Origin of the sequence: Halobacteriovorax sp. RT-2-6, from assembly GCF_047085025.1 — a bacterium.
Taxonomy (GTDB): Bacteria; Bdellovibrionota; Bacteriovoracia; order Bacteriovoracales; family Bacteriovoracaceae; genus Halobacteriovorax_A.
Genome location: NZ_JBKIYH010000001.1, coordinates 227,822 through 242,577 on the forward strand (window position 1 = coordinate 227,822; position 14,756 = coordinate 242,577).

Consider the following 14,756-nt stretch of genomic DNA (forward strand, 5'->3'; position numbering starts at 1 on the left):
CGTGATGCGTTAATTTAAAGGATTTCTGAATTGTTATCAATGCTTAGTGTAGAGTTTATAGAGATAAAAAGGCCTCTGACTTAGCAGAGGCCTAATATTGTAGTCAATAGAATTAGTTTTTTTTATTCACTTGCTAGGCAGTTTTCAACGGCCGCTTTAAACTCTGCATGTAGTTGAAGAACAGTTCCAGCATTCGCATTTGATTCATCACTTCCGTAGCATCCACCGTGAGAGTGTACTCCAACGATTTCACCTGTTTCAAGATTAAGTACGCTTGAGCCAGAGTTTCCACCCATTGTATCAACTCTGTGGTTTAAAATTGCAGCACGATGCTGTCCATAATAGTCACCACCGATTTCAGTTAATGGGCCAATATTATTTTGTTGAGCAAACTTTCTTTCAAATTCGTTATCGTTTCCATAACCTGTGATTGAAAGAATTGTCCCAACTGCAGGAATATCTTTAGCGATAGGGTAGAAGCCTTGTGCTTGACCCGGTAGTAGACCTGTCGTTCTATGAGGCTTGATTTTGAAAACGGCCCAGTCATCTCCTTGGCCATTGCTCTTATATTTAATAGTCGCTTTATCAGCTTCGTAAATATCTTTAGGGTCTGGGTGTGCAATTCCTCTTCTTGTTGAAGCAGGAGTGTTGAATTCAATAACATTGAATGTAGCAGCACAGTGACCTACTGAGATAGCACATGAGTTTGATACAAGTGTTACTGTACAACCTGCTTTATCTCTTGCTCTTTCAAGTGAGCGACCAACTTTTGGATCACTTGAAGGTACTCGATCATCCATTCCGCAAATTGTCTTATCCGTGGCAAAAATTGAAAATGGTAAAATCGCTAGTAGAAATATTTTTTTCACTCTTCTCTCCTTAGTTCGTGAAGAAATATATTAGGTCGTCAAAAAGTAAACGACAAATATGTATTTGAGATAGTAAGAAGTTGTTAGAAAGTTAAGATTTGAATATTTTTTTAAGAAGATTTGAATAAGTCTCTTTATTCATAAAGTGTATATTATGAGAAGCATCATCTATTATATAGCTATGAAATTTCACGTGATCAGATTGTGTGTAGGCGTTAGAGTATGCCTTGTACTTTGTGTCTAGAGCGCCGCAGAGGTAATGATATGTGATGCCTTGTGGTAATTCGTTAAGATCTCTTAAGTCCCTTTGCATAGCAACAGAAAGTTGTGGTGATACCTTAGACCAGGCTTGAGCGTACTTTACATATTCTTTCTCTTTGCGAGTAAGCATTTCATCTATGCCAAGACAATCGTTCATTCCTTTAAAGACGCCTTGATCATACCAATTTCGGAAGAATGTTTTTTCATTCTTTCCATCAAAAAGGCCAGAGTCATGTGCGAGACGTTTTTGTCTTTCTTCTTCATTTCCTAGAAATCCTGGAGCGCCGCTTTCATTTATAAAATTCTTAATATTAGTAAGATCTGCTAATTCATTGTCTCGAAGAATCTCGTTAAAGATTCGCCCGGACATCGAATATGTAATGAAATGTACATTCTTATCTCTATCAATTTTCTTAAGAGAAGAAATTAATTGTTGCTTAAATGTTTTAAGAGAATTTAATTTGTAATTCTTTCCGTGTCCCGGTAGGTCGAGATAGATAAGTAGGTAGTCCTTTGCCAGGCCATTTGTGGCCTCTTCTAGCTCTAGTGCATTTCCCATAAAACCGTGAGAAATGAAAATAAGATCACTATTAGGGTTTCCTTGAACGCTGATTGCAATTTCTTCATCAAATTTTAAAAAGAGTTTATTAGTGAGCTCTTTTATTTTTTCTCGATTTATTTTCACCGCCACTTGCACGTCTTTGAGGTCCATGGCCTTAAATAGTAGGTGTGGTCTCTCAAAAGAGATAAGCTCTCGCTCAATAGTCTCTTGCGCATCTTTTAATGAAATGTCATCGCAATAAGTAATGGCAATAAGATTTTCATACCTTTCGTTTTTTAAGGGTGACACATAAATATTCTTGAAGAATTTAGAAAGTTTCTCTTCAATGATTTCAGGATTTATATTCTCTGCAGCTTTTTGGAAAACGAAATCACTTCGCCCTTTGATTGTGTAATTACCGTCTTGATCAACTTCGATCAGGTCATTAGTATAATACTTCTGATTGAAGTCTTGGCCGTGTAGGTAGCCAAGAGCGATGCTCTTTCCCTCTAGAACACATTTAGCATCGATAATGCTAATTTTGCCATCCATGGGTTTGCCACATGTGCTTAGAAGTTTTATGTCTCTTGTAAAGGGGGTTGCCAGAAACTGCGCACAAGACTCACTTGCCCCAAATGAGTTTGATAAATAAATCCCTTCTTGTGTTGCTTTATTTATCAATGCTGTTGCCACTTTTGATCCACCAAGAACGACACCCTTCATTTGACTCATTCTCGAAATCATTTGAGGATCATCGATTAATCTTGCTAGTTGAAGTTGAACCAGAGAGCAGATTGTAATTTGTGTATTGAGTATTAAATCATTTTCTAATTGTGCGGCGTTAACAATAGTAAGTGAGCTGGCCGCAATAAGGCTGCGCCAAGCAATCATGATTCCACCGATGTGAAAAAGTGGAAGTGATAAGGCCCAGTTGTCATTAGGGGTTATATGATAATGTTCTACGGTTGCTTGTGCACTATTTAAAAGTGACTCTAGACTTAGTCTTACACCTTTAGGACGGCCCGTGGAGCCAGAGGTGTAAATGACACTTGCGCATGATTTTTCGTTAAGAATTCCCTCAAGGTTTGCATTTATTAAACTATCAAGATCATAGTCTTTGGGTGAAGCTTCTAATCTTCTTGCATCAACTAGGATTGGAGTTATTCCATGCTCGATTAAGCGAAAGTATTCAATGAGGAAGGAAGTATTATTGTCTGGACGCCAGGATAAAACTTTGTAGCTTAAGTTTTTACCATCGGCCTTTGATGCTTCGTCTAGTTCTTGTATTTGAGATTTTAATTCCTCATAGCTAAGAACACACTTACCATCTTGATAGATAAATGGCCCTGAGGTATTAGCAATGAGTTTTGATATAAAACCAATTTTATTCATAACTTCGCATTAGACCAACAACAACACCTGCGATTCGAAAGTCATTTTCTGCTGTGATGACAAAAGGTGAGAGGCGATCATTTGCAGGATGCAACTCAACTGAGTTTTTCTTCTTAAAGAAGTTTTTAACTGTGGCCTCATTATCAACAAGAGCGATGACTGTTTGGCCTTGGTTAGCATTTTCTTGTGCACGACAAACGAGAATATCTCCCTCGTGAATACCGTCGTTAATCATAGAGTCACCTTGTACATTTAGTGCAAAGTATCTTCCTGGCCTTGAGACCATATGACTTGGTACGAGAGTGTGTTCACTTGGGTTTTCGATGGCCTCAATTGGATTTCCTGCTGCAACATCACCAAGAAGGGGAATCTCGCTAAATTGTGGACTCATATTTGTTAAGGACGCTAGTTGTTGATCAACATTAGATGTTGTTTGCTCCACATCCAGTAACTTAATTCCACGACGAGCATTCCAGTCAACTTCGATTTTTCCGGCCTCTTGCAAATAGTGCATATATTTATTTACGGAACCGAATGACTTAAGGCCAAAATGCTCTTTAATTTCTTTTTGCGTAGGAGCATAGCCCTCGGCCAGGTAGTAATTCTTTATATAGAGATAAACTTGGTTTTGTTTCTTTGTTAATGCCATAACAATATGTTATGCGTAAGATATGCGTAAGTCAACATAAGTTTTGTTCACATACTTTGTGAATATTTTTCACGGTTTTTGTGAAAAAAACTTACAATCAAAAATCATCTCTTTCTTGAATTGACGTAGGGCCTTGAAATAGCTACTTATAGGTCATCAAATTAAAGGGAGGGTCCATGAAATCGTTTACAAGTTTAAGTCGTTTGGCAGTTATCGCTACATTACTATTTAGTACGAATGCATTCTCTCTAGATGCTAGAGCGCTGAATAAAGCGAAGTTTGAAAAGCTCGATGCAAGAGATCAAGAACAGTATCTTGAGATTGTTGATCGTGAAGTAACTGAAGTTTATCCTCGTTATGGACTTGTTTATAACAAGTTAACAAATGAGAAGAGTGGCGCAGGACTTGGTGAAGTCTTTATGACAGTTGATAAGATTTTGGCCCTTGGGCAAAAGATTTGGAAGATTGTCGATGCAGGAAAACCTGTTAGTAGCACAAAGTTTACAAAGCCAATCAGTATCATCCCAAATATGGAAGATGTTAATGGAACATTCTCTTCAATGTCTCACTGGAGAGCTCCAATTGTTCGCTCATTCAAAGTTGCTTACCGCAATGGATTTGGCTCTGAGGTTATCTCATTCGTTTATACAGTTGTATTTCAATACGGTGGAAAGTTTGAAGGCAAGGGGTCTTATATTACTGGCCTTTTTGTAAGTGCAAGTAACGTAAGTGTTTCTTGGGGATTTAACTTCTCAGCTTCAAGTGAGATTATGTCAATTGCAAATCAGGGAAGCATGGATTCACCAGTTGCTTCAGCAGTAGTTAATATTAACTACAAGGCATCATCAGTTTTGAAATCGATTGATGAAACAGATATCTTCTACGTAAATGGAGATGGCCTACTACAAAGAATGAATTAAGAATTAAAATAGAAAAGGCTTCCGATGGAAGCCTTTTTTTATAGTTTGTTTGCCTCTTTTAAAGCATCTGTTAGCATTGATTTGAAACGATCCAGCCTTTCTTCTTGCTGGTTCTTATACTTCTTAGAAGATGCCCTTTCCGCGCTTAAATCACGCCCTTCAATCGCTGGTGCAATAATTTCCTTAATTATATATTCTCGAGCACGAGCACCAGTTCTTGTTTTAGTAATTTTATACCATTTGAAATCTTTCTTATCGATAATATTTAGGAGGTCTCCTGCGTTTATCGTAAACTCTCTAAAGAAACCTCTTAGGCCACGTGAGCGATTTCTCATGCGATTAAGCTCAGTTTGAACAAGAGCATACGAGAGTTGATCGCCAAATGATCCATCTTTTGTATCACTTGTAAGTGCTTGAGCAAGTAGCTTTCTAAGATTAGTATCCTCTGCAATATTATCAATTGCACCTTCTTCAACTTTTTTAAGAATATATTCTTTAAGCTTGCGCCCTTGTGGTGTTCTCATAATATCTGTTAGCAGACGATTGTTTGTAATATCTTCAATCTTTTCGATAACAAGATTATCTGGCCCATTATAAGAAGCTAGCTCTTTTTTAAAGACTTCATTTAAATTCATTCCCAATTGTGAAGTGATGAGGTTTTCAAGCAGTTCACTTTCCATGAGGGCCTGGGTATTTTGTGCTGTTGAAGACGAAGGATTATCAAGGCCATGCCTTTGCATTGCAATTGTTGTGTTGTGAATTGCCTGATCGCAGATAGCAGTATTATTTTCGCATGAATACTTAAGTGTAGATCCTACTAGCTCAAGAGTTGAAATAAGTTGTGCATTCGGCATTCCCTCAGAAGATGACGAATCTTGTTTGTGATCAGTTTCTTGAGCTTTTGCAGGAATGGTGAGGAGGATATCCATGACCTTTCCTAGTTGCTCTGGGTTTTGTCTTCCGTAGACTTGAATGAAACGATTCTTAACTTCATCTTTTGCTTGTGCTTCAAGTTTAGTAACACAAGAGTTCATATTTTGAGTGGCCTCTTCTAGATCAGGGTTTCTAGGCCCATCAATACAACGTTCAAATTCGCGGTATGCTTGTGATTTCGTGAAGTCCTGTAATGTTGCATTTGGATTTGCAAACTTATTAAGATCAGAAAGGAGAGTCTTAGCAATTGATTTGGCGATATTTCCAATTTCACTGCTAAGGCAATCTTTTGCGTTATCCTGTGCTTTTATATCATCACTTACCGAGTCAAGACACTTCATTAAATTTCTTGAAGATGTTTGAGTTAGAGATGCTACTTTGTTTGGTTCGTTGCTAAAAAGTGGTGCAATCGTTTCTTTTATAATCTTTGGAGCAAGTGAACGGTAAGCATCCTTAACAGTCACTGACATACAAATACTCGCTGCCGTTGTTGCGTTTATTTCACTGTTTCTTTCTTTATCTGCAAGTGTCTTATCAAGGCAATTGTTAAGTTGGGTGCTGATTTTCTCTTTTGCTGCTTCAAATTCAGCTTTTGTAAATTTCGACTTAAAATCCTCTAGAGTCTTTTCAATTGCTCCAGGAGCAACTCTTTTAATAAGTAGAGGAGTTAGGGTGTCGACGTTGCTATCAAGATTATCAGGAGTACTATTAGTTATGTGATTCTCGATAAATCTATTGAGGGAATTAACCTCGTTTGTTGGTAAGTTAAACTCTTTTACCTGAGCATGTGCCATTTCTTTTGCAATTAAACCAATGACACTTCTTTGGGTTTTAAATGTACAGGCCGAAATAATATTGTTCATTTCATCTTGATATGAGCCTAATGATGTGTGTTTAGAAAGATCGCTTTCTAGGCAACCTTTCATTGTATTCTTCACTCTTGATAGCTCTTGCTCTGATATTGCCGCTTCAACTACTGTGTCAGCAATACCTTTGTCACTTGTTGCTTTATAAATACTATCTTTTAGAATTGATCCTGAAAGGGAAGTGATTGCCCCTGTTAAGCACTGGTTAATAAGATTTTCATCAATGTTTTTTGTCAGGTCTCGATATATCTCTCTTTTTGCTCGTTCAATACAAATTTCATAATCTCCAATAATTCTTTGAGAAAGACGAACTCTTTGGGCCTCGTCGATATTAAGAGCATCAAATTGTTTATCAAACTCAAGTGCTAAAATTGACTTTGCAGCTTGTGCTGTTGCCATGGCCGTAATAAATGCTGAACATTCATTTCCGTCAGTTGTATTCTTTGCATTCATACAGGCCGGTAGATGCTTCGTTTTGATTTCTTCAATTAAAAGATTTTTTTCATTTTGAGATAGGCTTTCAGATATCTTTGGATTAGTTAAGATTGCAATTTCTACTACATCGTAAGTTGCACTCATCTTAAGACTATCAATACATTCACCAATTGTTTTTGTGAATTGTTCGGTACTCATTTTAGCAAGCACAAGATATTCTTGTGGTGTTTGACCCTTTTCATTAACAATAGGTGCATAACGACAGTTATTTGACTTTCTTAGTATATCTCCCACAATAGCGTTGTTTTGTGATTTTCCTGTGTAGCCTTTAATTGCATCATTAACACGTCCAGCACGAGTACGATGATAACTTTCTAGGATTCCTGTATAGACACAACCTTTAACGACTGATGTTGTGTCGATGATCTTTTCAAACTTATTAAAGTTTTCACTCACACACTTCATATATGCGTTTGTTGACTTTGATTTAAGTGTCGGTATGCCATCTTCTGGTGTGAAATTAAGGCCAATTTGTTTTTCTAATTCTTTCTCACCTATAGCTAGTGCAATATTATTTGTGAATATATTTGAACATTCGATGACTTGATCTTTTCTGACGGCCTTATTAAGACACTTATCTAAGTCTTTAAGGTAAGGTGTAACAAAGGCCATCTTTTCTTGTTCACTAGAAAAAGTCTTCATATCATCAAGTAGTAAATTGACAACTTCTTTTGAGTAAGCGCTTGCTAGCTCCCTTATTTTATCGAAATTACCAATATCCTTCTTGTTAACATCATCAAATATTTCTTTAATTCTTGCCTCTGTTAAGTTTTCAGAAATTGCACCAATATTCTTAAATGTTGTATACAGAAATTCTTCTTTATCAAATGGGTTAATGCTTCCAAAGAAGTTAAAGACACCAATAGCACCTCTTTCAATGACTCCCATTGTTTTGTCTCCAAAGTCAGGGGATTCCATATTTGAGTAGCTAAGTCTTGCTGTAAGTGACTTACGATGACACTCTTTTTCAAGATCACGAAATTCATTTGTAAGCTCTTGCCTTTCTTTTGCAATAGAAGTTTTTTCGTATCCATTTAGCTTAGAGATGATTTCGTTTAATTGATCATTTAATTCAATGGCAGGAGTAATAAGGTTTGCAATACACTCTGCTGCATTATTACAAACGATAACTGCCGATTCTTCACTATAAGTTGTGTCCTCGAGAGTAGCTAAAAAATCAGACTCAAGCTCATACTGTTCTTTCAGTTTACTCATAGGGATAAACTGTCCATCACTAGAGATTATCCCAGCAAGGATCTCTTCTTGATTCGTTTGATTTTGGCAAATAATAGGTGAAGCGCTATATGACTTCGAAAGTTTAAGCTTTTTAATATCACTTATAAGATGTGTTGATCTTACATCAACTTCTTTTGATGCTGCTTTAATTTTACAATTAGAAAGTTTTTCGTCGCTATGATGCTTTGTTGGAAAGTAGGCGATGGGTGTGTCTAGCTTTAGGGTTTTATGAGCAGCATCTCTTTGATTGTATCTGACAGCTGGAATTCGATAGCTAATGCTATCGTTATGACAAGATACATAATAGCGAGTTAATTGTAGGGCCCTTGGATTAGACGTACGTGTACAACTTTGTTCATATACTATCGTATTTCGATCGAGGATAGTTGCACTACATATCGGAGTTGCACTTTGTGCATCTGATTTAATATTGCCACGTTTTAAAACACAGGCCGACAGATCGTCTGAAGCATAGACTTGAAAGGTCGTAGATATAAATATGAATAAAATAACAATAAAACGATACATTTCATTGATCTTTTCGGAATGTTTAGATTAATACTTGAGGGAAATGTTGAGGTATTAAAAAAGACTTGGGCCAGAGATTGAGTCTAAGTAGCTGATAATCCCTTTTGCTGAGTATTTTGCATAGAGGTGATGAAACCAATCATCTAAAACAAGAGAGGCTTCAGTAGTGTTCGTAAGAAAGCCGGCCTCTAAGAGAATAGAAGGTCTTTTTGATAATGCTAGTACATAGAAAAGGCCCGGTTTTAGGCCTCGGTCTTTCATCTTATAATTCTTTGTTAGAAGCTTTCCTAATTCATCGTGAACTTTAGTCCCAAGCTTTTTAGATTCTGGTGCAACACGCTCAACGACAAGATCAGTTAGAATATTGTTGATGATGACCTGTTTTCCTTCAAGATCTCGGTTTTCTACCGCTTCAATTTTTGCGATCGCAGCATCTTGGTGATTGTTTAAGTAGTATGTTTCAAAGCCACTTGAGCTATTGTCTTCGGCTGCATTTAAGTGGATTGAAATAAAAATATCGGCCTTAATAATGTCGGCCATATCTGCTCTTTTTTGTAGAGAGACTGTTTTATCAATTGTTCTTGTTAAATAAGCGCGGTGCCTCTTTGTTTCATTGATATACTTTTTCAATTTAACAGCAATTTTTAGTGTGACATCTTTTTCACAAACAACGTTTAGCTTCTTTTTTCTCCACACTTTTGCCTTGGCCCCACAGTCTTCACCGCCATGACCAGGGTCAATCAGTACAGTCGCTGCAAACGTCTGTGATACGAGTAAGATGGAACAAATAAGAAGTAAGTTTTTAATCATGTATAGTTATTATATGGATATCCCTCTAGCAGTGCAAATGGATTTTATAAAGCTTATGAATCTTTTGATCATGAAAGTCCTCAGGGATGCTCCATCTTGTCATATCCTTGACTTCAAAGCTCTGTTGTACTTGCTCACTAAGTTTAAAGCTACGTAAGTTATTTGAAAAATAGAGGACGCCACTATCTTCAAGAAGTTTTGAACAGTGCTCAATTAAAAGCTCGTGGTCTTTTTGCACATCAAATACAACATCCATTTTTTTAGATTTTGACATTGATGGTGGATCAAGGATGATGACATCGTATTTCTTGTCCTGCTTTAAAGCTTCATCTTTTAGGTATTTTAAAACATCTTCTCTAATAAAAGTATGTTTATTGATATCTAATTCATTAAGTTTAAAGTTTTCTTTTGCCCAATCAAGATACGTATTAGACATATCAACACTTGTTACAGTTGCTCCAGCATATGCACTTGCAACAGATAAGCTTCCTGTATAGCAAAAAAGGTTTAATACTTTTTTATTTTGAAAATCTTCTTTTGCTAATAATTGCCTTAGTGGCCTATGATCGAGAAAGAGGCCTGTATCAATATACTTATTTAAAACTAGTTTAAATTTTAAATTACCTTCTTGAGAAATAAGGGGAGTTTCACCTTTAGATTTTTCATATTGAAAATCCTGTCCTTGTACCTTTCTTTCTTTTATGAAAATGGCATCATCGTTAAGTTCAGTGTGTTCCTTAATGGCCTCAACCAATAGGGGAAGATGGTTCTTATCAGCGTCAATCTTATCAATGCTTCTTTTATAAATAACACAGTAATTGGCGTGAATATCAACAATGAAAGGAAAGTCAGGAATGTCTCTGTCATAGAGGCGAAATGAATCAATATTATTTCTCTTGGCCCATTTCTTTTTATGTCGATAAAGTTTTTTGATGCGGCCATTGATTGCACTCATGATTTTTCCTTCTGTAAATTCAAGCAGCTGATATCACAAAGATTATGCTTAAATTTTAATATTTTGCAAGTACCTGACTAAAGTATGCGACTAAGGTTTCCGTTAAGTAAGACGATATTACGAAAGCTTATCAATTTTAACATATATACAATTGATTCACATTCTATTTCGTGAGGAGAGTTTAATGAAATTTATGGGTAGAAGTATGCTTGCGCTGTATGCGTTTGTAGCAATTTCTGGAAGTACTTATGCAAGTATCTTTACTTTTGGCGAGCTTTTATTGAAGCCGGTCTCAATCAAATCTAAAATTGTGAAAGAAGGGGTCTCTGGCGCTTCTGTTACAAGCCTCAAAGATTCGATTAATAATAGTGTCGCTTCGCTTTCGCATGGACATGCAAGTTTGAGTGATGCCCTTGTTGAGCTAAGGCCAAATACGACAAAAGAAGATGCTGCAAAAATAGGTCGTATTCTAGCTGCATTAAAAATGAATCACGATACCGTAACAGGGCAAGAGTTTAAGGATATTGTAAATGATCTTGCTTATATTGCATCTGTTTATGGTGAAGACTCTAGTAAGATTTTAAATTGTTCATATTGTAAATCGGATCAATTAGCTAGTCTTGGATTCAAGTCAAATATTACTGTTGTTGCTGATCCAGTTTTAAAAAAACAAGTTTCACGACTTCCAAAAAGTTCTACATCTATTTCTCGCTACATTAGCAAGATGTCTCGAAAGGGCAATGCTAAAGATGTCACTCGTTACCTCGATGCAGGTGAGCGTAAGACTCTAGCGTTATTCTTAAGTTTTAATGATCGTGGAGCAAAGAAAGAATACAAGCAGTTCTATGATGCTGTTTCAAAATACAATGCTGACAAGGCCGGAAATGTAACTCTTGCTGGACCTACTGCAAAGGCATCTTTCTGGAAAATTATTGATGGTAAGTTTTCGCCACAAAGAGCAGCGAAATTAGCTAAGGCCATTAATGAAGCAGCTAAGAAGCCAGTTTCTAAAAGAGAAGATGAGTTTTATAAGCAACTTTATAAAGTTAGCGATAAGACTCCTGAAACAGCAAATAGTATTGAAGAGCTAAAAGCTAAAAAGTGTTTTTTCAAATAATTAAATAAATAATAAAAAATGAAGGTATAGCGTATGAGTGATACTAATAGAAAATTTAAAGATCTTTATTTGCCAGTTGTTGGAACTGTTGCAATTGGGACAGCTGCTTTTTTTGGGGTATCCCAACTTAAGCATGGTGATTATCGAAATCCATCTTCTGATGGAAGTTTCAAAACTGCTTATGAAGCATGGGCCGATCTTCAGTATTCTGGAGCATCATATAGTGCCAAGGCGCTTTTAGTAGATGATAAAACTCTTCCAGGCATGCTTGGAGGGGTAACTTACGGTGCCGAAAAAGAAGCGTCTTCTTCTCTATTAACAAGAGTCATGTCTCCTTCGACGGCAATTATTAAAAAGAATATTGATACTCTTTCAGATGCAAATAAAGAGCTTTTCTTTCGCGATTTCTTAGAAAATTATGCAAAGGATTCTAATGGATATCGTACTTATAAAGACGTTACGACAGGTCGAAAGATTGATCTCGCAAGAGACGTTGTAGACGCCGAAGGAAACCCTAAGGTTATTGACTTAACTGAGCTTAAGGCAACTGATATCAAAACAGCTGACTTAGCAACTTTAGAAAAAGTTTTCTACAATCTATTTGAGCAGATGGAAGATCGATCAATGACTTTCATTAAGCCGACTGTTAGGCGTAAGTTTTTTACTGGAAACCTTCCTGGTCTTCCAAAGATTGTTCAACCAGAAGGTGGTGGTTGGTATAGCAAACCACATAAATTTCTTGGTAACAAGCAAGACTACCGCGAGTGGAAGCCTAACTTTGGTAAGGCCGAAAGATTTCTTACAGATGCCCATGGCCACGGTGGTGGTAATGGTGGTTGGGAGATTAACTTTAAGGCCCAAAATACTTATGGTGAATTCGAAGAAATGGTTGCATGGTTTAGGGAATCTCTTTCTCAAGTTGTGCGCGATCCTTTAACTGGTAAGAATAAAGTTCAACTCTTTCAAGCTCCTGGTCACCAGAGACTTGTTTTTAGAAAGCACCCTGATCTCGATGAAGCAAAGCTTTCAGAGTTCTACCGTACGATTCAGTCTTATATTGTATTAAATGGTATTAAAGGTAACTCTGGAATTGAATTTGCCAATTATAAGAATGTTCAAACAGAATCAAACCTTACTAATCTTTATCATGGTGGACGTGGTGTAATTAGGCCAGACGATCAGTGGAAGCCATGGATTGAAAAGACTGGTGGTTTAGGTATAGAGTTTAGGGCCGGAACAAAGAACCTTGCGCCTGCAAGATTTTATCAAACGACACTGGCCGCTCGTATTGGGGCCAATGACTTTAGTGGCATTGCAAGTATTTCAGACTATAACTTGAATAGCCCTGCATTTAGAGAGCCTGAAAGTATTGCAGCTCGATTTGGTATTGAACTGAGTGTTGTCGAACAGGCAATCGCTAATATGCAAAAGGCAGGAATTAAGGCCGACTACCGTGTGATGTTCTGGGGCTGGACAGAACCAGAGGTTGCATTCATTGGTGATACAAAGCGCGAGATCATTAAAAATCTTGTTAAAGATTATACACAGAAGGTCGCTCTACTTGATCCGAATATGTCTCAAGACAAATTAAAGCAAGAAATTCGTGAAATGAATCGTACATGGGTTTCAGCTTCTAAGTTAATTGATGATCTTGAAGCCTATATGCGTCCTAAGAAAATGGACTATAATGCATTAACAATGGACTTTAAGGCCAACGTCGATGCTCCTAATAGAGTTGCAAATCCAGTCGATGTTAATAAGATTGATCTTGGTATCGAGTACTCTGGTAAGTTCCCATTAAGACTTAAGTCGATTACTTCTAAAGATCGTCTTGAAGATGGTAAGCGCGCTTGGGTACAAACTGTTATTGATCTGTCATCACAAGAGCGTGAAGCAATTATTAAAAGAGTTGCTCAAGATCTTTATGAAGAAATTGGTGGTGAAGAAGGTGAGGCACCTGTTAAATTAGAAGTTGATGGACACGGGCACGGACTTGATGTTGCCTATGCAATTCGCGATTCTAAAGGCCGAAAATGGCAAGTTGAATGGGATGGTATTGGCCGCTCATATACTCCTTCTGGTGAGATCATTGCAGATTCTCCACGTGGGGGAACGATTGAGCTAATTACGCCAAAGTTTACTCCTACTATTGAAGAGGTATCGTCGGTATATAAAGCTTTTGAGAAGAATAATGTTCTTCCATCATTAATGGCCGGTGGTGGTCACGTCAATATTGACCTTGCTGCATTTGATGGTAACCCTAAGGCCCTTGCAAGATTCTTAACAATCTTCCACGAGCATAGAGGGATCATTTCATTAATGTTCCAGCATATTAATCGTACACACACTTCAGAGCCTGTCGTTGTAAGTGATACACTTAAGAATGCACTTAAGGACTTTAATGGATCTGAAGAAGAACTTAAAAAGCTTCTTTATAATGAAAGGTACTTTAATACTCGCTTCGGACGTAAGACTCGTTATATCCAACTTGATGTTTCAGCTTACTTTCAGGATGTTATCCCAGAAGAGTTTGTAACAGATGACTTTGATATCTCTAATCCTACAACAGATTGGAGAAGAACTTTTAGAGTCGATCCAAAAATTAGAAAAGGTGAGTTTAGAATGTTCAATGCTCCTCGTGATGCGGCCGAATCAGCAATGCAGATTCAGCTTGTAAGAGCAATGCTTGATAAGGCCATCAATAGTACGACTGCCTTATCTGGTGAAATTGATAATACGACTCACGTTGATTATGTTAAGAAACCAGATATGGTTGAAGATGATCTTAAAAAGTTATGTGATGATTTAGGACTTGATGTTAACCAATTCCGTACAGCTGCAATGGAAGGTTTATCTATTTCTCAACTAGAGTCAGATAAAATCTTCTTTAGAAGTATTGATGAGAAAATGGCAATCCATCCTCATCAACCTGGTTGGGGAAAAGCTGTTGATGCAAGAAGTAGCGATGAAGCTCTTAACTCTACTGGACGTCAGTGGACTCCAGGGCCAGCTGATGAGTTAAATACAATGGATAATGAGCACCGTATCCGTGCAGCTCTTGCTGCCCAAGAGATGAGACAAGATATTGTTCCAGCTCGTGAGCTACCAGGAGAGTTTGTGAGAACAAATAGTTGTGAAGAGTTATTAAACGAAATTTTATAGAAAAGAAAAGGGCCTCATCAGA

General features: G+C 37.2%; 9 protein-coding genes. 3 read left to right on the forward strand and 6 right to left on the reverse strand.

Translation table 11 applies throughout. The annotated features are described in order from the left end of the window. Positions 1-122: 122 nt before the first annotated feature. The 3 genes from ACMAYS_RS01090 to lexA form a co-directional block, all read right to left on the reverse strand. Positions 123-869, reverse strand: a complete 747-nt coding sequence (locus tag ACMAYS_RS01090; protein WP_103217153.1) for a trypsin-like serine peptidase — start codon at positions 867-869, stop codon at positions 123-125. Positions 870-960: 91 nt separating this feature from the next. Beyond that, positions 961-3,063: an AMP-binding protein gene (locus ACMAYS_RS01095; RefSeq protein ID WP_412462563.1), complete on the reverse strand. Its 2,103-nt coding sequence runs from the start codon at positions 3,061-3,063 to the stop codon at positions 961-963. Continuing rightward, on the reverse strand, positions 3,056-3,712 hold the full coding sequence (lexA, locus tag ACMAYS_RS01100) for a transcriptional repressor LexA (protein ID WP_103217155.1): 657 nt from the start codon (positions 3,710-3,712) through the stop codon (positions 3,056-3,058). Before lexA ends, ACMAYS_RS01095 begins: the two co-directional genes overlap by 8 nt. A gap of 176 nt (positions 3,713-3,888) precedes the next feature. Here lexA and ACMAYS_RS01105 point away from each other — a divergent pair, with 176 nt between their 5' ends. Continuing rightward, positions 3,889-4,632, forward strand: coding sequence for a hypothetical protein (locus tag ACMAYS_RS01105; protein ID WP_103217156.1), 744 nt, complete (start codon positions 3,889-3,891; stop codon positions 4,630-4,632). A gap of 38 nt (positions 4,633-4,670) precedes the next feature. Here ACMAYS_RS01105 and ACMAYS_RS01110 read toward each other — a convergent pair whose 3' ends face one another. The 3 genes from ACMAYS_RS01110 to ACMAYS_RS01120 are packed head-to-tail and all read right to left on the reverse strand — an operon-like array spanning position 4,671 to position 10,455. Continuing rightward, positions 4,671-8,690: a hypothetical protein gene (locus tag ACMAYS_RS01110; RefSeq protein WP_412462564.1), complete on the reverse strand. Its 4,020-nt coding sequence runs from the start codon at positions 8,688-8,690 to the stop codon at positions 4,671-4,673. Positions 8,691-8,744: 54 nt separating this feature from the next. Beyond that, positions 8,745-9,500, reverse strand: coding sequence for an N-acetylmuramoyl-L-alanine amidase family protein (locus ACMAYS_RS01115; RefSeq protein ID WP_103217158.1), 756 nt, complete (start codon positions 9,498-9,500; stop codon positions 8,745-8,747). A 25-nt stretch (positions 9,501-9,525) separates the two neighbouring features. Next, the gene (locus tag ACMAYS_RS01120; RefSeq protein ID WP_103217159.1) at positions 9,526-10,455 is read right to left on the reverse strand and encodes a class I SAM-dependent methyltransferase; all 930 of its coding nucleotides are present in this window, start codon (positions 10,453-10,455) and stop codon (positions 9,526-9,528) included. A 184-nt stretch (positions 10,456-10,639) separates the two neighbouring features. Here ACMAYS_RS01120 and ACMAYS_RS01125 point away from each other — a divergent pair, with 184 nt between their 5' ends. After that, positions 10,640-11,572 (forward strand): hypothetical protein, encoded by a 933-nt coding sequence (locus tag ACMAYS_RS01125; protein WP_103217160.1) that lies wholly within the window; start codon positions 10,640-10,642, stop codon positions 11,570-11,572. Positions 11,573-11,605: 33 nt separating this feature from the next. After that, entirely contained in the window at positions 11,606-14,734 is a 3,129-nt protein-coding gene (locus ACMAYS_RS01130) for a hypothetical protein (protein WP_103217161.1), read from the forward strand. Positions 14,735-14,756 lie beyond the last annotated feature (22 nt).